Source organism: Pseudoxanthomonas sp. G3 (assembly GCF_057654715.1).
On the sequence record NZ_CM172805.1, the window covers coordinates 1342724 to 1362716 of the forward strand.

Annotated in this window: 20 protein-coding genes and 1 pseudogene; 15 read left to right on the forward strand and 6 right to left on the reverse strand. The window is 65.1% G+C overall.

Going from position 1 to position 19993, the window contains the following annotated elements; genetic code table 11:
• Positions 1-37 precede the first annotated feature (37 nt).
• Together AC23D6_RS06300 and AC23D6_RS06305 are read left to right on the forward strand one after the other, a co-directional pair.
• Positions 38-826, forward strand: a complete 789-nt coding sequence (locus tag AC23D6_RS06300; protein ID WP_487751929.1) for a peptidoglycan DD-metalloendopeptidase family protein — start codon at positions 38-40, stop codon at positions 824-826.
• Positions 823-1695, forward strand: a complete 873-nt coding sequence (locus AC23D6_RS06305) for an endonuclease/exonuclease/phosphatase family protein (protein WP_487751930.1) — start codon at positions 823-825, stop codon at positions 1693-1695. The genes AC23D6_RS06300 and AC23D6_RS06305 overlap by 4 nt, the downstream gene beginning before the upstream one ends.
• Here the strand turns inward: AC23D6_RS06305 and AC23D6_RS06310 are convergent.
• Genes AC23D6_RS06310 through yhbY form a run of 3 tightly spaced genes read right to left on the reverse strand, consistent with a single transcriptional unit; the run spans position 1647 to position 2965 of the window.
• Positions 1647-2246, reverse strand: a complete 600-nt coding sequence (locus tag AC23D6_RS06310) for a D-Ala-D-Ala carboxypeptidase family metallohydrolase (RefSeq protein WP_487751931.1) — start codon at positions 2244-2246, stop codon at positions 1647-1649. The genes AC23D6_RS06305 and AC23D6_RS06310 overlap by 49 nt on opposite strands.
• A 14-nt stretch (positions 2247-2260) precedes the next feature.
• Entirely contained in the window at positions 2261-2638 is a 378-nt protein-coding gene (locus AC23D6_RS06315) for an Mth938-like domain-containing protein (RefSeq protein WP_487751932.1), read from the reverse strand.
• 21 nt (positions 2639-2659) lie between these two features.
• Positions 2660-2965, reverse strand: coding sequence for a ribosome assembly RNA-binding protein YhbY (yhbY, locus tag AC23D6_RS06320; RefSeq protein ID WP_487751933.1), 306 nt, complete (start codon positions 2963-2965; stop codon positions 2660-2662).
• Positions 2966-3071: 106 nt separating this feature from the next.
• Between yhbY and rlmE the strand changes: the two genes are divergently transcribed.
• The 9 genes from rlmE (at position 3072) to AC23D6_RS06365 (ending at position 12007) form a co-directional block, all read left to right on the forward strand.
• A complete protein-coding gene (rlmE, locus tag AC23D6_RS06325; RefSeq protein WP_487751934.1) occupies positions 3072-3704 on the forward strand; it encodes a 23S rRNA (uridine(2552)-2'-O)-methyltransferase RlmE in 633 nt (210 codons plus the stop codon).
• Positions 3705-3753: 49 nt separating this feature from the next.
• Positions 3754-5682, forward strand: a complete 1929-nt coding sequence (gene ftsH, locus AC23D6_RS06330) for an ATP-dependent zinc metalloprotease FtsH (RefSeq protein WP_487751935.1) — start codon at positions 3754-3756, stop codon at positions 5680-5682.
• A gap of 64 nt (positions 5683-5746) precedes the next feature.
• Positions 5747-6646, forward strand: a complete 900-nt coding sequence (gene folP / locus AC23D6_RS06335) for a dihydropteroate synthase (RefSeq protein WP_487751936.1) — start codon at positions 5747-5749, stop codon at positions 6644-6646.
• A gap of 51 nt (positions 6647-6697) precedes the next feature.
• A complete protein-coding gene (gene miaA / locus AC23D6_RS06340; protein ID WP_487751937.1) occupies positions 6698-7654 on the forward strand; it encodes a tRNA (adenosine(37)-N6)-dimethylallyltransferase MiaA in 957 nt (318 codons plus the stop codon).
• 168 nt (positions 7655-7822) lie between these two features.
• Complete coding sequence (gene hfq, locus AC23D6_RS06345) at positions 7823-8101, forward strand: RNA chaperone Hfq (RefSeq protein WP_487751938.1); 279 nt, start codon at positions 7823-7825, stop codon at positions 8099-8101.
• A gap of 34 nt (positions 8102-8135) precedes the next feature.
• Positions 8136-9485, forward strand: a complete 1350-nt coding sequence (hflX, locus tag AC23D6_RS06350; protein WP_487751939.1) for a ribosome rescue GTPase HflX — start codon at positions 8136-8138, stop codon at positions 9483-9485.
• Positions 9486-9726: 241 nt separating this feature from the next.
• Positions 9727-10863, forward strand: a complete 1137-nt coding sequence (hflK, locus tag AC23D6_RS06355) for an FtsH protease activity modulator HflK (RefSeq protein WP_487751940.1) — start codon at positions 9727-9729, stop codon at positions 10861-10863.
• A complete protein-coding gene (gene hflC / locus AC23D6_RS06360; protein ID WP_487751941.1) occupies positions 10860-11723 on the forward strand; it encodes a protease modulator HflC in 864 nt (287 codons plus the stop codon). Before hflK ends, hflC begins: the two co-directional genes overlap by 4 nt.
• 98 nt (positions 11724-11821) lie before the next feature.
• The gene (locus tag AC23D6_RS06365) at positions 11822-12007 is read left to right on the forward strand and encodes a DUF2065 domain-containing protein (RefSeq protein ID WP_487751942.1); all 186 of its coding nucleotides are present in this window, start codon (positions 11822-11824) and stop codon (positions 12005-12007) included.
• A gap of 127 nt (positions 12008-12134) precedes the next feature.
• Here AC23D6_RS06365 and AC23D6_RS06370 read toward each other — a convergent pair.
• Positions 12135-12488 (reverse strand): annotated as a pseudogene (locus AC23D6_RS06370) (endonuclease domain-containing protein); the annotation flags it as partial.
• Between the two features lie 625 nt (positions 12489-13113).
• Here AC23D6_RS06370 and AC23D6_RS06375 point away from each other — a divergent pair.
• The 4 genes from AC23D6_RS06375 (at position 13114) to AC23D6_RS06390 (ending at position 17005) form a co-directional block, all read left to right on the forward strand.
• Positions 13114-14406 carry an adenylosuccinate synthase gene (locus tag AC23D6_RS06375; RefSeq protein ID WP_487751943.1) on the forward strand — a complete coding sequence of 431 codons (1293 nt, stop codon included), beginning with the start codon at positions 13114-13116 and terminating at the stop codon, positions 14404-14406.
• A gap of 176 nt (positions 14407-14582) precedes the next feature.
• The gene (locus AC23D6_RS06380; protein ID WP_487751944.1) at positions 14583-14903 is read left to right on the forward strand and encodes a hypothetical protein; all 321 of its coding nucleotides are present in this window, start codon (positions 14583-14585) and stop codon (positions 14901-14903) included.
• A 220-nt stretch (positions 14904-15123) separates the two neighbouring features.
• Entirely contained in the window at positions 15124-15429 is a 306-nt protein-coding gene (locus AC23D6_RS06385; RefSeq protein WP_487751945.1) for a hypothetical protein, read from the forward strand.
• Between the two features lie 94 nt (positions 15430-15523).
• Positions 15524-17005 carry a hypothetical protein gene (locus AC23D6_RS06390; protein ID WP_487751946.1) on the forward strand — a complete coding sequence of 494 codons (1482 nt, stop codon included), beginning with the start codon at positions 15524-15526 and terminating at the stop codon, positions 17003-17005.
• Between the two features lie 5 nt (positions 17006-17010).
• Here the strand turns inward: AC23D6_RS06390 and AC23D6_RS06395 are convergent, their stop codons facing one another.
• Positions 17011-18105, reverse strand: a complete 1095-nt coding sequence (locus AC23D6_RS06395; protein ID WP_487751947.1) for an MrcB family domain-containing protein — start codon at positions 18103-18105, stop codon at positions 17011-17013.
• Entirely contained in the window at positions 18102-19976 is a 1875-nt protein-coding gene (locus tag AC23D6_RS06400) for a DNA/RNA helicase domain-containing protein (protein WP_487751948.1), read from the reverse strand. The genes AC23D6_RS06395 and AC23D6_RS06400 overlap by 4 nt, the downstream gene beginning before the upstream one ends.
• Positions 19977-19993: the final 17 nt, after the last annotated feature.

Sequence of the window (19993 nt, forward strand, 5' to 3'; positions counted from 1 at the left end):
CCGCGCCGCCGCGCCCAGCGAGGACACGACCAAACGCATGACCACGACGCACCGCATCGGCTTCCGCATGACACGCGCCCTTTTGATCGGCCTGGCCGTGGCGATGCTCGCCGCCTGTTCGACCACGGTGGTGCGTGAGCCCTCGGCATCGTCGTCCACACGCAAGCCCTCGCAGGCCAAGCCGGGCGCGACCGTGCGCGTGCAGCGCGGCGACACGTTGTACGGCATCGCCTTCCGCAACGGCGTCGACGTGAAGGATCTCGCGGCCTGGAACGGCATCGCGCCGCCGTACACGATCTACCCCGGGCAGTCGCTCAAGCTCTATCCCGCCAGCGGCAGCCGTCCTGCCGTGACGACGACTCCGACGCGCCCCTCGACCGGCACGACCACGCGCCCGACGCCTCCTCCCGCACCGATCACGCGTCCCGCGGCAACGCCCGCGCCGGCGAACAGCGGTTTCGCCTGGCGGTGGCCCGCGGACGGCCATCTCATCGGCCGGTTCGTCACCGGCGATGCCACCAAGCAGGGCATCGACATCGCCGGCAGCGGCGGCCAGTCGGTGCGCGCGGCGGCCGATGGCGTGGTGGTGTACTCCGGCGCGGGCCTGGTCGGCTACGGCGAGCTGATCATCGTCAAGCACAGCGAGCAATGGCTGTCCGCCTACGGCCACAACCGCAAACGTCTGGTCAATGAGGGGCAGAGCGTGAAGGCCGGCCAGCAGATCGCCGAAATGGGCAGCAGCGGCGCATCGCGCGAGATGCTGCACTTCGAGATCCGCCACAACGGCAAGCCCGTCGATCCGCTGCAATACCTGCCGGCGCGATGAACGTCGGTCCGGCGCGACGCGGCCGCCTTGCCGCCGCGCTGTTGATCACTGCGCTGTGGGCGCTGGCCGGTTGCGCGTCGGCGGTCCGCGAACCGCCACGCAAGACCATGTCGCTGGACGTGGTCACGCTGAACCTCTGGCACGACAAACAGGACTGGCCGCGTCGTCAGGACCTGATCGTGGCCGAATTGCGCACACTCCCGCCCGACGTGATCGTGTTGCAGGAAGTGCTGCAGGACGCGTCGCTTCCCAACCAGGCGCAGGTGCTGGCGTCCCGGCTCGGGTACGAGTACCGCTTCTTCTCCGCCGATGCGCCCGCGCAGGCGCGCCGCTATGGCAACGCGATCCTGGTGAAGGGCAAGATCGACGCATCGCGCGAAGTGAAGCTGGCGCCACTGGACGACTACCGCACCGCCGGCTGGGTCCGCGCCACCGTGCAAGGTCGGCCGTTGAACGTCTACGTCACCCATCTGCACTACACGCCCGCGGGCGGCGCGATCCGCGCGCAACAGATCGCGGGGTTGCTCGACCTGGTCGATGCCACGGCGGGCGACGTGCCATCGGTGATCGGTGGCGATTTCAACACCCGCTCGCACACGCCGGAACTGACGGCGCTGGTCGCGCGTTTCGCCGACGCCTATGCGGAGGCGCACGCCGGCGAAGATCCCAACACGCCTGCGCACGCCACCCTCAATCCGTACCTCGGCCATCCGCCGGTGCGCATCGATCATGTGTTCGCGCAACGCGGCGTCTTCCGCGTGATGGATGCGCGCATCATCCTCAACCAGGCCGACGCGACTGGCGCATGGCCATCGGATCATTACGGCGTCTGGGCGCGGCTGATGCAGAGCGACGTGCCGCGCCGATAGTCGTTGCCCCAGGTGCGGTACCCGGACGTGTCGATGTGGATCTTCGTCGGCGTGTAGAAACCCAGGCCCATCGCCAGGGCAGGGCCCTGGGTGCGCCAGAACCGGCACAGGTCATCGACGTGGGCGTCGCTGGCCAGGTCGAAGTCCAGCGCGGTGTTGTGCAGGTGCCGGCTGCGCGAACTTCCGCCGGAGCACGCATTCAGCTCAACGGACCGGTAGCCCGATCGGATGCCCCGGCCCTCCAGCCACCCCGCCGCCTGCAGGCGCTGCACCACGCGCAGCGTGGGGACGATGGCGGCGGCGCGATCCGCGGGCGGCAGCAGGAATTCTTCCGCCCCGCAGGCCTTCCATCGCCGGCTCGAACGCAGCAGGGCCTGCATCGGCACGACGTCCGCGACGCGGCCTTCAGCCAGCACACGTTCGTAGTCGGGCAGGCGCGCGGCCTGGGGCGTGGCCTGCCATGTGGCGAAGCGCGCGGCTTCGTCCGGTCCGGGAGCGAGGCAGGCCGCCATCGGCAGGCAGGCGAGGAGCAGTAAGAAGGCGCGACGCATTCGTCGCGGCCGAATCAGCGAGGCGCCAGCAGGAAACCCGCGACGACGCGCCGCGATTCGCCGGCCAGCACATTGAACGTGCGGGCGGCGGCAGCGTTGGTCATCACTTCCAGGCCCACGCCCTGGCGCAGGCACGCCGCCATCGCCGCAGCAGGCGGGAATACCTGACGCTCACCCGTGCCCAGCAGGATCACTTCCGGCTGCAGCGCCAGCAGCGGCGCCAGGTCCTCGGCGGTCAGCGTCGCGCTGTCATGCACCGGCCAGTCCTCGACCAGTTGCTGCGGGGACAGGATGAAGCTCGCCACCAGCGTGCGGTCATTGACGCGCGCGTGTTGCCCGTCGGCGGAGCGCAGGGTGAAGGCGTAGTCGGGAAGTTCGTGGCTCAGCTGCATGGCGGTCGGCCTGCGCTGGGATCAGCCGCGCGGCAGCACGATGTGCCGGCGTTCCTTGCTCGGGCGGTACAGCACGGCGGTGTGGCCGATCCGCTGCACCAGGGCCGCGTCGGTCCTCTCGGCCAGGTCGCCGATCATGGCGTCGCGGGCGTCGCGGTCTTCGCCTGCCACCTTCACCTTGACCAGTTCGTGCTGCTCCAGCACGCCATCCAGCTCCGCGATGAAGGCAGGGGTGACGCCCTTGTTGCCGATCTGCAGCAGCGCCTTGAGGTCATGGGCCTGTCCGCGCAGGAAACGGGTCTGGGCGGCGGTCAGGGCGACAGGCATGCGGCACGGTACGGGTCGAAAAGGGGGATCAGGGTATCATGGCCACCCCCCCCCCCAGAACGGCTCCGGCGGCCCCCGTCGCAGCGTGCCCGGAGACCTCGCCGTCATGGCTACCCGCAGCAAGAGCAGCCAGCGCTGGCTGAAGGAACACTTCTCCGACCCCTACGTGAAGAAGGCCCAGGCCGAGGGCCTGCGCTCGCGCGCGGCCTACAAGCTGGAGGAACTGCTGGAGCGCGACCGCCTGCTCAAGCCGGGCATGGTGGTGGTGGACCTGGGCGCTGCCCCCGGCGGCTGGTCGCAGTTCGTCCGCCAGGCGATGGGCGACAGCGGCCGTGTCGTGGCCATGGACATCCTGGACATGCCGCCGCTGGCGGGGGTGGACTTCCTTCATGGGGATTTCAGGGAGGACAGCGTTCTATCCCAACTGGAAGCCATGCTGGACGGCGCGCCCGTGGACCTTGTGCTGTCGGATATGGCCCCCAATAAGAGTGGTGTGGATGCGGTCGACCAGCCGCGGATGATGCATCTGGCCGAACTTGCCATGGAGTTCGCCGACGCCCACCTGAAGCCGGGCGGGGCGTTCCTGATCAAGCTTTTCCAGGGTGCCGGTTCCGACGACTACATCCGCGAGCTTCGCCGCCGCTATGACAAGGTGGCGATCCGCAAGCCGGATGCCTCCCGCAAGCGCTCCCCCGAGGTCTACGCCCTGGGGCAGGGCAAGCGAATCCAGATCAAGTAAGGTGACGTAAAGTGCGTATTACGAAAGAGGAACGCCGGAGCCGATGAGGATGAACGACCTGACCAAGAATCTGCTGCTGTGGGTAGTCGTCGCCGTCGTGCTGATGGTGGTCTTCCAGAGCTTCTCGCCCAAGGGCGGCGCGAGTACCGCCGGGGGCGCCGTCACCTATTCCGAGTTCCTGCAGGAAGTCGAAGCGGGCCGCGTGGCGTCGGTGAAGTTCACCAATGAAAGCAACCTGTCGACGAACGCCATCACCTTCAAGCGGAAGGATGGCCAGACCGGCACGGTCTACGGCCCCCAGGACCCCAGCCTGGTCAATGAGCTGATCAGCAAGAACGTCACCTTCGACCGTGAGCAGCCGGACAGCGGCATCTCGCTCGTCGCGATCCTGTTCAACTTCCTGCCCGTGCTGCTGATCATCGGCTTCTGGATCTTCATCATGCGCCAGATGCAGGGCGGCGGTGGCGGCGCGAAGGGCGCGATGTCCTTCGGCAAGTCGCGCGCCAAGCTGCAGGGCGAGGACCAGGTGAAGGTCACCTTCGCCGACGTCGCCGGTTGCGACGAAGCGAAGGAAGAAGTGGGCGAGCTGGTCGAGTTCCTGCGCGACCCGGGCAAGTTCCAGAAGCTGGGCGGCAAGATCCCGCGTGGCGTGCTGATGGTCGGCCAGCCCGGCACCGGCAAGACGCTGCTGGCCAAGGCCATCGCCGGCGAGGCGAAGGTCCCGTTCTTCAGCATTTCCGGTTCGGATTTCGTCGAGATGTTCGTCGGCGTCGGCGCCAGCCGCGTGCGCGACATGTTCGAACAGGCCAAGAAGCACGCCCCGTGCATCATCTTCATCGACGAAATCGACGCCGTCGGCCGCCATCGCGGCGCCGGCCTGGGTGGCGGTCATGACGAGCGCGAGCAGACGCTGAACCAGCTGCTGGTCGAGATGGACGGCTTCGAAGGCGGCGAAGGCGTCATCGTCATCGCTGCGACCAACCGTCCCGACGTGCTCGACCCGGCGTTGCTGCGTCCGGGCCGCTTCGACCGCCAGGTCGTGGTGGGCCTGCCCGATGTGAAGGGCCGCGAACAGATCTTGCGCGTGCACATGCGCAAGCTGCCGCTGGCCGACGACGTCGAGCCGATGGTCATCGCGCGCGGCACCCCCGGCTTCAGCGGCGCCGACCTGGCCAACCTCTGCAACGAGGCCGCCCTGTTCGCCGCCCGCGAGAACGCGAAGGAAGTCCGCATGGACCACTTCGACCGCGCGCGCGACAAGATCCTGATGGGCGCCGAGCGCCGTTCGATGGCGATGAGCGAGGACGAGAAGACGCTGACCGCCTATCACGAGGCCGGCCACGCCATCGTCGGCCGTCTGGTGCCGGAGCACGACCCGGTCTACAAGGTCACCATCATCCCGCGCGGCCGCGCGCTGGGCGTGACGATGTACCTGCCCGAAGGCGACAAGTACTCGATGAACCGCGTCGCCATCGAATCGCAGCTGTGCTCGCTGTACGGCGGCCGTGTGGCGGAAGAACTGATCTTCGGCGCGGACAAGGTCACCACCGGTGCCTCGAACGACATCGAACGCGCCACCAAGATGGCCCGCAACATGGTCACCAAGTGGGGTCTGAGCGACGAGATGGGCCCGATCGCCTACGGCGAGGAAGAGGACGAGGTGTTCCTCGGTCGCTCGGTCACCCAGCACAAGAACGTCTCCAACGAGACGGCGCGTCGGATCGACGAAGTGGTGCGCGGCATCCTGGATCGTGCGTATGCGCGGACCAAGACCATCCTCACCGAGAACCTCGACAAGCTGCACACGATGTCCAACCTGCTGCTGCAGTACGAGACCATCGATGCGCCGCAGATCGACGCCATCATGGAAGGCCGCGATCCGCCGCCGCCGATGGGCTGGAACAAGTCCGGCAAGGACGACGACAAGCCCGAATCGCGTCCGCTGCCGCCGATCGGCGGTCCGGCCGCGCAGACCTGAGGCGCGTTGCCAGCATGACGATGAAAGGCCAGACTCGCGTCTGGCCTTTCTTTTTTTCCCGCCCATGTTCGACACCGTTCCCCAGCTCGACTGTGCCGGCCGCCTCCTCAGACTCGACCGCCCGCAGGTCATGGGGATCGTCAATGTCACCCCGGACTCGTTCTCCGACGGCGGTGCGCACGACACCACCGACGCGGCTGTCGCGCACGCGCTGAAACTGGTGGAAGAAGGCGCCGACCTGCTCGACATCGGCGGCGAGTCCACCCGCCCCGGTGCCGCGGATGTCGACGTGGAGGAGGAACTGCGCCGCGTCGTGCCGGTGATCGAGCGCCTGGCCGCGCAGGTACCGGTGCCGATCAGCATCGACACCTCCAAGCCCGAGGTCATGCGCGCCGCCGTGCAGGCGGGCGCAGGCATGATCAACGATGTCTACGGCCTGCGCCGCGATGGCGCGCTCGATGCCGCGGCCGCGCTCGGCGTACCGGTGGTGCTGATGCACATGCAGGGCGAGCCGCGTTCGATGCAGGCCGCACCGCGGTACGACGACGTGGTCGGGGAGGTGCACCGCTTCCTGGCCGAGCGCATCTTCGCCGCAGAAATGGCTGGCATAACGAAGAAACGCATCGTCGTCGATCCGGGTTTCGGCTTCGGCAAGGACACGGCGCACAACCTGCAGTTGCTCGCGCAGTTCGAGCGCTTCGTCGAACTCGGCGTGCCGGTGCTGGCCGGGCTGTCGCGCAAGCGCAGCATCGGCGAGCTGACCGGTCGCGACGTGCCGGCGGACCGCGTGGCCGGCTCCGTCGCCGCCCACCTGATCACCGCCCAGCGCGGCGCGATGATCGTGCGCGTGCACGATGTCGCCGCCACCGTCGACGCGCTCAAGGTCTGGAACGCCGTCGCCGCGGTGCCGTCGCTGCGCAAGGCTGCCGCCACGCCGACGATCCGTTGGCCCGACGACGAATAGCCTCGGCCCGCTCTGATGGGGACGCCTGGCCGCGGATGCGACAATGCCCGCATGCCGCTCGCCGATCGTCCCGCCGCCATCGCCATCATGGGCCCGACCGCGTCGGGCAAGACGGCGTTCGCGCTGGAGGTGGCGGAGCGCTTCAATGGCGAGATCGTCAGCGTCGATTCCGCGCTGGTCTATCGCGGCCTGGATATCGGCGCGGCCAAGCCCACCGCCGACGAACAGGCGCGCGTGCCGCATCACCTGCTGGACGTGCGCGATCCATGGCAGGCGTATTCGGCCGCCGATTTCGCTGCGGATGCGCGCCGCGCGATGGACGACATCGTCGCCCGCGGCCGCTTGCCGGTGCTGGCCGGCGGTACCGGGCTGTACTTCCAGGCCCTGCTCGAAGGGCTGGCGGCGATGCCCCCCGCCGATGCCGCACTGCGCGAACAGATCACCGCACAGGCGTTGCAGGTGGGCTGGCCGGCGCTGCACGCCGAACTTGCGCGCGTGGATCCCGAGGCCGGTGCACGCATCCACGCCACCGACCCGCAACGCATCCAGCGTGCGCTGGAAGTGTTCCGCCTGACCGGCACGTCGATCAGCCAGTGGCAGCGCGAAGCGCGCCGCGCGCGTCTGCCGTTCCGCGTGCTCAAGCTGGTGCTGGCGCCGGCCGATCGCGCCGTGCTGCACGCGCGGATCGCGCAGCGCTTCGACCTGATGCTGGCGCAGGGCTTCCTCGACGAAGTCCGCCGCCTGCGCGCCTTGCCCGGCCTGCAGGCCGTGGCTGCGCCGTTGGACCTGCCCGCCGTGCGCGCAGTGGGCTACCGCCAGGCATGGGAGTTCCTGGACGGGCAGAGCGATGCGGCGGCCTTCCGCGAACGCGCCATCCAGGCCACCCGCCAGCTGGCCAAGCGGCAGCTCACCTGGCTGCGTGGCGAGCTCGATGCCCGCTGGTTCGACCCCGCCACCGACGGCGCGCGGCTCACCCAGGCGCTGGACCTGTTCCTGCCGCGTGGCTGAGCCTGCCGGGTCCCCGTCGCGGAACTGGGACCGGCTGCCTGACTTGGCGGCGCCCCCCGGGGCCGGAGTTGTGTAACATCGGGGCTCCGGGTCGGCAGGGGAGCTGTTTGCCGCACCGGGGTCAGCACCACCCATACCTACTATAAGAACGCAAGGCGGGAGTACGTCATGTCCAAGGGGCAATCCCTGCAGGATCCTTTCCTGAATGCACTGCGGCGCGAGCGCGTGCCGGTGTCGGTCTACCTGGTCAACGGCATCAAGCTGCAGGGCACCATCGAATCCTTCGACCAGTTCGTGGTCCTGTTGCGCAACACGGTCAGCCAGATGGTCTACAAGCACGCCATCTCCACGGTGGTGCCGGCCCGCAACGTGCGCGTGGGGCCCGGCGGCGGCTACGTGCAGCAGGGTGAAGACGGCGTGGAAGGCGGCGACGACGAAACCGCGTGATAATGCGTGCCTCGCTTGAAGAGGCACGACCCCATTGTTTGAAAGATCCCGCAAGGGCGAGCATGCGCTGCTGATCCAGCCGTATGCGAGCGGCCGTCTCGACGACGGCGTCACCGAGGAGTTCAGCGACCTGGCGCGCTCGGCGGGCGCCAGCATCGCCGCGCTGATCACCGCGCGCCTCGATCGCCCCAATCCGTCCACCCTGATCGGCAGCGGCAAGCTGGATGAAGTGAAGGCCGCCGCCGATGCGACGGGCGCCGACCTGGTGCTGGTCAACTTCCCGCTCTCGCCCGGCCAGGAACGCAACCTGGAAAAACTTCTGCAGCGCCGCGTGCTCGACCGCACCGGGCTGATCCTGGACATCTTCGCCCAGCGCGCCCGCAGCCACGAAGGCAAGCTGCAGGTGGAACTGGCGCAGCTGCGCCACATGGCCACGCGCCTGGTCCGCGGCTGGACCCACCTGGAGCGCCAGCGCGGCGGCTCCATCGGCCTGCGCGGCCCCGGCGAAACCCAGCTGGAAACCGACCGCCGCCTGCTGCAGAAACGCGTCGAACAGTTGCAGAAACGGCTCGAGAAGGTGGAAGTGCAGCGTACCCAGATGCGCCGCGCCCGCGTGCGCAGCGAACTGCCGCGCGTGGCCCTCGTCGGCTACACCAACGCCGGCAAGTCCACGTTGTTCAACGTGCTGACCGGCGCGGAGGCTTACGCGGCCGACCAGCTGTTCGCCACCCTGGACCCCACCGTGCGCCGTATCGACCTGCCCGGCGGCGCGGTGGTGCTGGCCGACACCGTGGGCTTCGTGCGCGACCTGCCGCACGAACTCGTCGCCGCGTTCCGCTCCACCCTGAGTGAGGCGCGCGAAGCCGACCTGCTGCTGCATATCGTCGATGCTGCCGATCCGCACCGCGAGGAGCGCATCGCCCAGGTCGATGAGGTGCTGCAGGAGATCGGCGCCGGCGACCTGCCGCAGATGCTGGTGTTCAACAAGATCGACCGCATCGAAGGCGCCGGGCCACGCCATGACCAGCCCGATCCGGATGCCGGCGAAGAAGGCAGCGACGCCGTCGGCATCGGCCGCGCGCGCGAACGCGTGTGGATTTCCGCGCGCGACGGGCAGGGCATCGACCTGCTGAAGGGCGCGCTGGCGCAGCGGCTGGGCTTCCAGCGCGTGCGTGGCGAACTGCAACTGCCCGCGCACTCGGCCCGTCTGCGCTCGCGCCTGCACGCGCTGGGCGCGGTGCTGTCGGAGGATTTCGACGAACACGGCTGGCGCGTCACCGTCGACCTCGCCCTGGCCGACGCGCAACGCCTGGCCTCGCAGGCCGGCGGCCACCCGCTGGAAGCGCTGTTGCCGAAGGCGGCTGCGGAAGACTGGCAGCAGTAGGGCGCCGGCGCTGTCGTGCTGTTGTAGGAGCGACGTGAGTCGCGACCGCGGCGTCTCCGCGCACGGGTACGTATCTCAGGCGATCCACCCGTGCGGTCGCGACTTACGTCGCTCCTACAGGGAGCCGGTTCCCGGATCCCATGACCTCCCGGCCTTGCCTCCCGGCCAGGGTGCCCCTATCTAGTAGAATCGAGAACGCGCCGGCCCCGCGGCCCGCGCGAACCTTTCAAACGGAGTGGGCATGGCCTGGAACACCCCTGGAAGCGGCTCTGGTAGCGGCGGATCCGGCAACAACGGCAACCGGAACAACAGCTGGAAGCCCCGCAAAGGTCAGGGCGGCGGCCTGGGTGACGTGATCGACCGCCTGCGCGGCCTGTTCGGCGGTGCCGGTGGCGGCGGTGGCGGCAACCCGTTGCGCTGGGTGCTGATCGGACTGGGCATCCTGGTCCTGTTCTCCAGCTTCCAGCTGATCGGCGAACAGCAACGCGGCGTGGTCCTGCGCTTCGGCCAGTACGCCCGCACCATGCAGCCCGGCCCCAACTTCAAGTGGCCCTGGCCCATCGAGAGCGTGACCAAGGTCAATGCCACCCAGGTCAACAATTTCAACAACACGGTGTCCGTGCTGACGCGCGACGAGAACATCGTCCGCATCCAGTTCAACGTGCAGTACCGCATCAGCGACCCGCAGCTGTACCTGTACGGCACGCGCGGAGCGGTGGCCGTGCTCGAGCAGGCCGCGCAGAGCGCCGTGCGCGAGCAGGTCGGCCGTTCGGACTTCAACGCCGTGATCAACCAGCGCGGTCCGCTGGCCGAAGCCGCTCGCGAACGCCTGCAGGCGTCGCTGGCCGCGTACCGCACCGGCCTGGTGGTCAATACGCTGGAACTGCAGGACGCCCGTCCGCCGGAAGAAGTGCAGCCCGCCTTCGACGCCGTCAACGGCGCGCAGCAGGTACGCGAGAGCCTGATCAACGAAGCCCAGGCCTACGCGGCCAAGGTGGTGCCGGAAGCCCGCGGTGAAGCCGCCCGCCGCCGCACCGCGGCCGAAGGCTACAAGTCCGCCATCGTCGCCCGCGCACAGGGCGATGCGCAGCGCTTCGCGTTGCTGCAGGACGAATACAAGAACGCGCCCGAGGTCACCCGCAAGCGCCTGTGGCTGGAAACCGTCCAGCAGGTGCTGGCCGACAACCGCAAGGTGATCGGCGGCGATGGCCGCCAGCTGATCTATGTGCCGATGGCGGGCGCCAGCTCGCCGGCGTCGACGCCGGCCGCGCCGCTGCCGGCCGATGTGGTGATGCCGCAGGTCGACAGCACCCCGTCCACTATCCGCAGCCCGGTGCGCACGCCGCGACCGGCTGGCCGCGAGGAGGCCCAACGATGAGGATTTCACTGCTGGTGGGCATCGCCGTGGCCCTGCTGCTGGGCCTGATGGGCTCGGTCTACGTGGTGCGCGAAGGCGAAACCGCGATGGTCTTCAACCTCGGCCGCGTGGTCCGCACCGACATCAAGCCCGGCCTGCGCTTCAAGCTGCCGCTGGTGGAGAGCGCGCGCGTGTTCGACACCAAGCTGCAGGTGCTGGAGATGACGCCCGCGCGTTACTTCACCTCCGAGCAGAAGGACGTGCTGGTCGACTTCATCGCCATCGGCTACATCCAGGACGTGGGCGCGTTCTACCGCGCCACCGGCGGCGTCGACACTGTCGCCACCGATCGCCTCTCGCCGATCATCACCAGCTCGCTGCGCAACGAGATCAACTCGCGCACGCTGCGCCAGCTGGTCTCCGGCGACCGCAACGAGCTGATCGCCAAGCAGCTGACCGCTATCAACGAAGACGCCAAAGCCCTGGGCATGCGCATCGTCGACATCCGCCTGAAGCAGGTCGACCTGCCGACGGACAACGACGTGCTGCAGAACGTGTACGAGCGCATGAGCGCCCAGCGCCGGCAGGAAGCCAGCCGCCTGCGCGCCGAGGGCGAAGAGCAGGCGCGCACGATCCGCGCGCAGGCCGACCGCGACCAGACCGTGCTGGTGGCCGAAGCCGAACGCGACGCCCAGAAGCTGCGCGGTGAAGGCGACGCCGAAGCCGCCCGCATCTACGGCACCGCCGCCAACCGCGACCCGGCGTTCTACGCCTTCCAGCGCAGCCTGGAGGCCTACCGCGCCTCGTTCGCGGACGGGCAGGGCGTGATCGTCCTGGACAAGGACGACCCGTTCCTCCAGTACATGAAGAACGATCGCTGATCTCCGCCGCCGGCCGCCCCCCAGGGCGGCCGGTTGCATTCCGGCCCCTCCGCTTTTCCCCGTCGCCCGCCGCACCGCGCGGGCCAGGACACGCCCCCATGCCCGAACTCTGGTCCGCCCTGTGCCTGGTCGCCATCCTGGAAGGCCTGGTGCTGTTCGCCATCCCCGCCGGCTGGAAGCGCGCGGCCGTCCAACTGCTGCAGATGTCCGACGGCCAGGTCCGCGCCGTGGGCGGCTTCATCCTGATCTTCGGCCTGACGTTCCTCTGGGCGCTGAAGCGCTGAACGCGGCACGCTTCTCCCCGCAAGCGGGCCCATGCTTTCCCTTCTCCCCGCAAGCGGGCCCATGCTTTCCCTTCTCCCCGCAAGCGACCCCATGCTTTCCCTTCTCCCCGCAAGCGGGGAGAAGGTGCCCGGAGGGCGGATGAGGGGCGAGCGCGGCAGCGATGGCGTCCAGCACAGCATCCGTCTCGCGTAGCACGTCATCGTTCCAGAATCGCAGCACTCGAAATCCCCGCGTCTCCAGGAACCTCGTGCGCGCCGCGTCGTGCTCGACCGCATCGAGATGCTGGCTGCCATCCAGTTCCACGATGAGATGTCCTTCCGTGCAGGTGAAATCGGCGAAGTAGGGCCCTACCCGGCGTTGCCGCCGGAACTTCCACCCCAGCAGGCGCCGGTCGCGCACGTGTTGCCACAGCACCCGCTCCGCTTCGGTCTGGTCGCGCCGTAGCCGACGTTCGCGCGCGTGGTTTGTCTTTCCCCGCATCGTGTTGTCCTCCTGATGCAGGGAGGGTCGGTGCACGGCAATCTGCGCTGTATCGGGCAGCGCAGCATGGGCGGATCGGAAAGCGCCCCTCATCCGGCCTTCGGCCACCTTCTCCCCGCTTCGCAGGGAGAAGGGGAAAGCCGCGTCCTGCTGCTTTGCCTTCTCCTCCACTTTTCAGGAGAGGGAGGCACTCCCCGCGGCTTCCTTCTCCTCGTAAGCGGGAGAAGGGAACCGAAGGCCGGATCGGCGCTGCTCTTCGCCTGCGGGGACAAGGTGGCCGAAGGCCGATGAAGGGCGCTCTTCGCGTGGACTTTCACGGCACGCTTCCTTCTCCCCGCCTGCGAGGAGACGGTGGCCGAAGGCCGGATGAGGGGCTGCTTTTGGCGCGACTCCTGAACCCCCCAGCGCGGCCGCTGGCCCAGGGTAGCCCCCGCCCCCGGAAACCCGGATAATGCACAAAAGCCGGACGGGCCCCCTGCGTGGGATACCCGCCGGCTTTTTCCGTGTCTGGGCCCGGCGTGGCGGGCGGCTCCCCGATGGAGCCTGCCGGCAGCAACGGCGCCAAGCCCGACACGACCCTTCCCGGCGGCCCCGATGGCCGCCACCAAGCGAGGAGTTACCCGTCATGGGTCAGTCAGTCGTCGTTCTCGGCGCCCAGTGGGGCGATGAAGGCAAGGGCAAGATCGTCGATCTGCTCACCGAGGAAATCGGTGCCGTCGTCCGCTTCCAGGGCGGCCACAATGCCGGCCACACCCTGGTCATCGGTGGCAAGAAGACCGTGCTCCACCTGATTCCGTCCGGCATCCTGCGCCCCGACGCGCTGTGCCTGATCGGCAACGGCGTGGTGCTCTCGCCAGCGGCCCTGATGAAGGAAATCGCCGAGCTGGAATCGGCCGGCGTGGAAGTGCGCTCGCGCCTGAAGATCTCCCCGGCCACCCCGCTGATCATGCCGTACCACATCGCCCTGGATCAGGCCCGCGAGAAGGCCGCCGGCGGCAAGGCCATCGGCACCACCGGCCGCGGCATCGGTCCGGCGTACGAAGACAAGGTGGCGCGCCGCGGCATCCGCGTGGCCGACCTGCATTACCCCAAGCAGCTGGAAGAGCTGCTGCGCACGGCGCTGGACTACCACAACTTCGTGCTGACCAAGTACCTGGGCGTGGAGGCGGTCGACTTCCAGAAGACCTACGATGAAGCGCTCGCCTTCGGCGAGTACGTGCAGCCGATGAAGTCCGACGTGGCCGGCATCCTGCACGACCTGCGCAAGCAGGGTAAGCGCGTGCTGTTCGAAGGCGCGCAGGGTGCGCTGCTCGACATCGACCACGGCACCTATCCCTACGTCACCAGTTCCAACACCACCGTCGGCGGCGCGTTCGCCGGCACCGGCGTGGGCGCGGACGCCATCGACTACGTGCTGGGCATCTGCAAGGCCTACGCCACGCGCGTGGGCGGCGGTCCGTTCCCGACCGAGCTGGACGATGAGATCGGCCAGGGCATCCGCGATCGTGGCCAGGAATACGGCGCCTCCACCGGCCGTCCGCGCCGCTGCGGCTGGATGGACATCGTCGCGCTCAAGCGCGCCGTGGCCATCAACGGCATCTCCGGCCTGTGCATCACCAAGCTCGACGTGCTGGACGGCATGGAGAAGCTGAAGATCTGCATCGCCTACGAGTACCGCGGCAAGCGCACCGAGTACGCGCCGCTGGATGCCGGCGGTTGGGAAGAGTGCACGCCGGTGTACCTGGAGTTCCCGGGCTGGGAAGAGAACACCCACGGCATCACCGAGTGGGACAAGCTGCCGCCGGCCGCCCGTGCCTACCTGCGCGCGCTGGAAGAACTTTCCGGCTGCCCGCTGGCCATCGTCAGCACCGGCCCGGACCGCGACCACACCATGGTCCTGCAGGATCCGTTCGCCTAAGCCGTCGTCCCGGCGCACGCCGGGACCCAGCGACTGGAGAGCCCCGCCACAAGCGGGGCTTTTTTCATGCGCGCGCCTGCTTCCGGCACGCGGCTTGCATCGACCACAGCACCCTAAAAAGCGGCCGCGACCGGCCGTTACAAGCCACAGAGATCGCTGTCGTCGTTGGAGCCCCCATGCATCGCCCTGCCGCCCACGCTTCCGTCATCACCGGCCCCTGGCCGGCCTCCGCCCCGCAGGCCGCGGCGCCGCGCACGCCAGAGCGCCGCAAGGGCGCGTCCATGCAGAACGCGGACGCCTTGCGCGCCGGCCTGACGCCCGCGCAGTTGACCACGCTGGAAGCGCTGGAAATCTTCCAGTGGCGCCTGGCCTTCGTGCGCCGTCCGCTGTTCCAGGCGCCCATCCCGGTGCTGTTCGACCGCGACTACACCCGCCACGTGGTCATCCACGAAGACGGCACCCTCGACGAAAGCCAGTCCCTCGTCCTGCGCGCCTGATCCCATTCCTTCCCATGCTGTTCCTTCTCCCCGCAAGGCGGGGAGAAGGTGCCGAAGGCGGATGAGGGGCGAGCGCGAACCTCGCCGCTCCCCTGAACCCATCCCCCCCACGACAACGCCACCCTCACGCTTCCTTGAACTCGGCCGATACAAGGTGGCGTCCTGCCGCATGGCAGGCATTCCCGTTCCCGTTCCACGCCATCAGGAGTTCCCCCACCGGATGTCGGATCCGCACCGCCCAGGCAGCCCCCCTCCGCCGGACGCCCCCGGCGCCGCCCCCCGCACGCCCGAGCGCCGCACCGGCGCCAACAAGATGGACGACGCCACGCTGCTGGCCGGCCTCACGCCGGAGCAGCAGGCCACCATCCACACCATGGAAACCTTCCACTGGCACCTGAAGTTCGTCCGCCGCCCGCTCTTCAAGACCCCCATCCCGGTGCTGTTCAACCGCGAAGGCGACCGCTACGTGGTGGTGCGGGAAGACGGCACGATCGATGAGAACCCGACGTTGAAGCTTCGGGACTGACCGCCCTGCGTGCTGGTTGCGCTCGAACGACTGCGCCACAAACGCGGCAATTGGGCAAAGGCGCGTGCGCTGCCGCTAAGCGGAAGGGAAAGAGATGACATATCTTGCTAGGGGAGATTTCCCTAGCGAGGTAGGTGTAGTGAGGATCACCGAACGGTTCAATCTCGGCGTTACGCAGAGTCAGGTTGATTTCGTTGATATTGACACCGACAGAGACACTCCGCTTTTCTTGGACCCATTCTTCATCGGGATTAGAAGTGATGCCTGGTCTAGGGGGGCTAGTCAAACAATAAAGAACTTCTTTCAAACTTTCGTCGAGCTAGTGCGCGCAGGCGAGCTAGTCAGGGCTCGAGCCATGTTCGATCACCTGCACGAACCTAATGAGACATGCCTGGGGCTTTCTAGAGGTGATCCCCAAGGTCGGGCCATCGGGCAGTTTGATGCTGATCGTTTATTTGAGAGCATCATTGGCAGTGATGCTATTAGTTCAGGAGTCGTAGGGGACCTGGAAGACTTCAGGCTCTTTATTCCTGGCATCGATAAAGACAAAGTCTCCGACATGACGACCAATATTGTTCGTCGTCACCTCATCGACTACACCAAGAGTCAGTGCGATCTCTGGGGGATCCCGCAGGATCTGCAGAGACCAACGGGATTCTTCTGGAATTCAGCCGAGCGCCGATGGAAAAGCGACTATTCAGAGGCCCTTGTAATCGAGGGTAGAAAAATTCTGCTTACCCCCAAGTCGGTCGTGTCCTTTGTAAAGAAGTACACGCCAAAGAAGTACTACAGCGGCTTCGTTCTTGAGTACTTGCAGCACGAAAACATCGAGATGATGACCGCGCTTGTTCAGCATAGAAGGGACGGCGCGCCCTTCGTCACCAAGGCATCCCTTGAGCAGACCATTGCTCCATACTCGAAAGAGTTTGTTACCGAGTTCACGAGGAACCATCCTCGGGTATTCGCTGACTTCAAAAATTGGGTGGCTACGAATTCTTCGTCACTGCAGAACTATGAGCTGTCTGACGAGGATCCTGCCGCGGTAGTTAGCTACTTGCTGGATCAGCTTGCGAGTATCGATTCTGGTCCAGTTGATGCATCTAGGTATCACAGATTGTGCGTGGGCGCGCTGGAGTTTCTCTTCTATCCAAACCTGACGTCCCCGATAGTTGAGTGCGAGATAAACGAAGGTAGAAAGAGAATAGATGTTGTGTTCGACAACGCGGCGAGATCTGGATTTTTTTATAGAATTCATCAGGTCTCTCACGTGCCGGCGCAGTTCGTGAAGGTTGAATGCAAGAACTACTCGAGAGAACTAGAGAATCCGGAGGTCGATCAAATGATCGGAAGGTTCTCTGTAAACCACGGATGTGTTGGCCTTCTTCTATTTAGGGCGGTCGACGATATGGATCGGCTTCTGGCTAGATGTAGTGATGCGTGGAGGGCGAACCATCATCTGATCGTTCCCATCTGTGATTCGGATCTAGTCTCACTCCTTAGGGGCGTTCTGGAAGAGGGCGGGCAAGCAGTTGAAAACTTTCTATCAAGCCGATTTCGGTTGATATCTATGAGGTAGCAGCTTCAAAGAAGTCTGTAGCTGTACGCGGTCGCCGTCAGTCGGCTCTCTTCAACGAGCCATGGGATCCAGTATTTGACAGTTCCTCCTGTGCAAAGTGGACCATTGCTTGTGCGCAAGAGATTGATGTTATGAACTACGATTAGTGCGTTATTGGGGTTTTCGCCACGATGGAGCTCGACTTCGTTAGCCGTTAGAAGTATTGAACTTGCAGTTCCCGTGGTGCCTTTTACTTCTACCTTTACTTCCATGCCATCCTTCGTTGCCAAGAGATCGAAAGATCCGCTTGAGCTCACGTCTTTGCAGATGTATCCAAGCGACTCAAGAAGCTCGGTTGCAGCTTTCATGGCTTGAAGCTCGACAGCTTTGCGTTCGGCACTTGAGATGATGAATCCCTGGCCCTGATTTACATTTGGCTTTGCGATCTGCTCGATCAGCTTTCGTGCCGCCAGTACATCAGGGTTCTCAGACAGTGGACTCCTTCCTAGTTGTTCGGCTGCGTAAAGTCGACCAAGTAGTGAGGCCATCGTAAGAACATTCTTGTGGATCTCCTGGTCGTCAGGAACCTTTCCAGAACGATAGAAAAACGCAACAACGCAAGATTGTTCATATGCTCTCCCAAGTCCGCCCTTTGCGGCGAGCACTACATCGCTTGTGATGCCATCTAAGTCGAGCTCATCCGCGGGAAGCTGCTTTCTGGCCCAGGACATCAGTCCCGCCAACTCGGCGGAAGATCGAGAGACAAAAGAGCCGCCAGAGAAATGAGTGGATCCGTGCGCTAGGGCTAGGTAGACCCCTGCGCCGTCCTTTCGGAAAAGCAGAACCACATACCAGCCTTTCGTTGCGCTGGGTGATCTTGATCGCGATGAGAATCGCACCCAGGGTATCTCTGCCATTCGTCCGGTCGCGTCTCTCCCCTTGATCAATAAGTCGGAGGGCGATATTCCGGATACATCGCTGATCTCTCTCTGGATACTCTTAAGGAGATTGGGGGTGCTGGTTCGGATATGGAAGCCACGCTCCTTCATTTCCGGCGTGCTTCTAGAGTTATATTTCTTCTGGAGCTCGATTACGCGCTCCAAGGTCTCGCTGAGATTCATTGATCCGTGCTCACTAAGATCTGCTTGACCTCACGGCTCGATGCTTCGTCTGAGAAGTAGACAAAACATCCTTTCATGCCGCGCGTCATCAAGGTCTTGTAGGTATTCCTAACAATCAATTCGCCCAGAGACTTGGTGCTGGGATCTCTCTCCATTCTTGATGCGTACCCGCGAACAGAGCGATCTTGCTTCGACCTTTTTGTTGGGTCGGCAAATGATTTGCCATCGCGCCAGGATAGATCGGGCCCAACGATTACTCCCACGTAGTCGAGTTCCAGCCCTTGGCACGTGTGAATGCAGCCAATCTGCTCCACTGAGTTGCTTGCCATGATCCAGAGGCTTCCGTCGTAGCCGAGATTCCATTGCGCCCTGTAGTCGAACTCTGGAATCACAATGTCGTAGGCGCTCCTATCCTTTTTGCTCTTCCAGTCCCAGCAATAACCAGCCACAACGCGCGATCGGTTGTTGGCCTTGTTCTTCTCTCTAATCAGGTTGTGCAGCTCCACGGGCGAGTCGATGATCCGGAAATCGAAGTCGCCACGGTCGAAATTGAGATTCGCCGTTTCTCGAACGCCAAGCAAATTGTCCAGCCAAGCGATGTAACCATCCGAGCCACCGCACCGGAACTGGGACGAAAGCTCGAGCGTCGTGATCTCGGCGCCGGCAGCGGAGGCCCAGCGCTTTAGTTCTTCGGTGTGGCCGATATCGGCGAGTGTCACAATCTGGTCGTCATCCACGAAGAAGATCGTGCACTTGGCACTACGGATGATCTCCATTACCTGGTTCTCGCCGAGATTCCCATAAAGACCACTCTTGGCGTTAAGCCGATGCGCTTCGTCGACAACCAATGTGTCGAATACATTCGGCTCGGTTTCGAAGAACCCGCCTGAGCCGGAAAACATGTTCTTGACTTCCGCCGTACGCACCTGGCCGGCCAACCTTTCTGCATACACAGCGCGAGGCGCAGCATTCTTGGATACGTACTTGGTTACCTGGCCGCGCTTGGTTAGTGCGACAAGTAGATTGACTGCCACAACGGATTTTCCGGTTCCGGGTCCGCCCTTGACGATGACGACTTGCTTGCGGTTATCACTGGCATGCTCCGCGCGGGCGAGACAGGTCTCGTAAACGACCTTCTGGTCGTCTACGAGCACAAACTCGTCATTGCCCTTGAGCATCTTCGCGAGGCTGTCAGCCAGCATCTTCGAGGGACGGATGCGGCCGTTCTCCATCTTGTAGAGGAGATCTCCGTTGTCGCCCTTCTTGACGTGTTGCTTGATGAACTCTCGGAGCTTCCTTAATTCGCCTTCCCCCTTCAAGAAGGTCGGAGCTTTCTCAAGGTATGGGGTATACCGAGCGTCACGAATAACCGCGTCATCCCGGTAGTTGTGCAGGTATGCGCATGGCTTAAGCGCCGTGCCGGATTCGTAGACCGCTTCGTTGAAACCATTGAGCAGCGCTGCATACGACCAAGCTTGATAACTGGGATGGGGGCCTTCAGTTTCGGCTCGGCCACCACGCTGCGCGATGATGAGTCCGTCCTTCTCGCTAAGTTTCGCCGAGGACCATTGCTTCAGTTCAACGACTATTGCGTGAGGGACGCCAGCTTCGTTCTCTCCGGAGAGTACGAAATCGATGCGTTTAGCAGTCTGTGGAATGCCGAACTCAACGCCAACACCTATGTCCGCAGGAATGTCTGGATCGCGAAGCACACGGGCCATCTCCCTCAGTGATGCTGCCCAGGAGTTGAACTCGGCATCGGATACGCGCCGGCCAGTCTTCAGCTGATAAGCCTCGCTCACGACATCTTCGATATTGCGGTTGTCTGCTTCATCCAAGAACTTCGTCTTGGTGGCCTGATAGACGATCACGCGTGCCTTCCCCTTGG

Coding starts and splice junctions, on each gene's coding strand:
- AC23D6_RS06300 (WP_487751929.1), top strand. CDS start 38: ATGACCACGACGCACCGCATCGGCTTCCGCATGACACGCGCCCTTTTG.
- AC23D6_RS06305 (WP_487751930.1), top strand. CDS start 823: ATGAACGTCGGTCCGGCGCGACGCGGCCGCCTTGCCGCCGCGCTGTTG.
- AC23D6_RS06310 (WP_487751931.1), bottom strand. CDS start 2,246: ATGCGTCGCGCCTTCTTACTGCTCCTCGCCTGCCTGCCGATGGCGGCC.
- AC23D6_RS06315 (WP_487751932.1), bottom strand. CDS start 2,638: ATGCAGCTGAGCCACGAACTTCCCGACTACGCCTTCACCCTGCGCTCC.
- yhbY (WP_487751933.1), bottom strand. CDS start 2,965: ATGCCTGTCGCCCTGACCGCCGCCCAGACCCGTTTCCTGCGCGGACAG.
- rlmE (WP_487751934.1), top strand. CDS start 3,072: ATGGCTACCCGCAGCAAGAGCAGCCAGCGCTGGCTGAAGGAACACTTC.
- ftsH (WP_487751935.1), top strand. CDS start 3,754: ATGAACGACCTGACCAAGAATCTGCTGCTGTGGGTAGTCGTCGCCGTC.
- folP (WP_487751936.1), top strand. CDS start 5,747: ATGTTCGACACCGTTCCCCAGCTCGACTGTGCCGGCCGCCTCCTCAGA.
- miaA (WP_487751937.1), top strand. CDS start 6,698: ATGCCGCTCGCCGATCGTCCCGCCGCCATCGCCATCATGGGCCCGACC.
- hfq (WP_487751938.1), top strand. CDS start 7,823: ATGTCCAAGGGGCAATCCCTGCAGGATCCTTTCCTGAATGCACTGCGG.
- hflK (WP_487751940.1), top strand. CDS start 9,727: ATGGCCTGGAACACCCCTGGAAGCGGCTCTGGTAGCGGCGGATCCGGC.
- hflC (WP_487751941.1), top strand. CDS start 10,860: ATGAGGATTTCACTGCTGGTGGGCATCGCCGTGGCCCTGCTGCTGGGC.
- AC23D6_RS06365 (WP_487751942.1), top strand. CDS start 11,822: ATGCCCGAACTCTGGTCCGCCCTGTGCCTGGTCGCCATCCTGGAAGGC.
- AC23D6_RS06375 (WP_487751943.1), top strand. CDS start 13,114: ATGGGTCAGTCAGTCGTCGTTCTCGGCGCCCAGTGGGGCGATGAAGGC.
- AC23D6_RS06380 (WP_487751944.1), top strand. CDS start 14,583: ATGCATCGCCCTGCCGCCCACGCTTCCGTCATCACCGGCCCCTGGCCG.
- AC23D6_RS06385 (WP_487751945.1), top strand. CDS start 15,124: ATGTCGGATCCGCACCGCCCAGGCAGCCCCCCTCCGCCGGACGCCCCC.
- AC23D6_RS06390 (WP_487751946.1), top strand. CDS start 15,524: ATGACATATCTTGCTAGGGGAGATTTCCCTAGCGAGGTAGGTGTAGTG.
- AC23D6_RS06395 (WP_487751947.1), bottom strand. CDS start 18,105: ATGAATCTCAGCGAGACCTTGGAGCGCGTAATCGAGCTCCAGAAGAAA.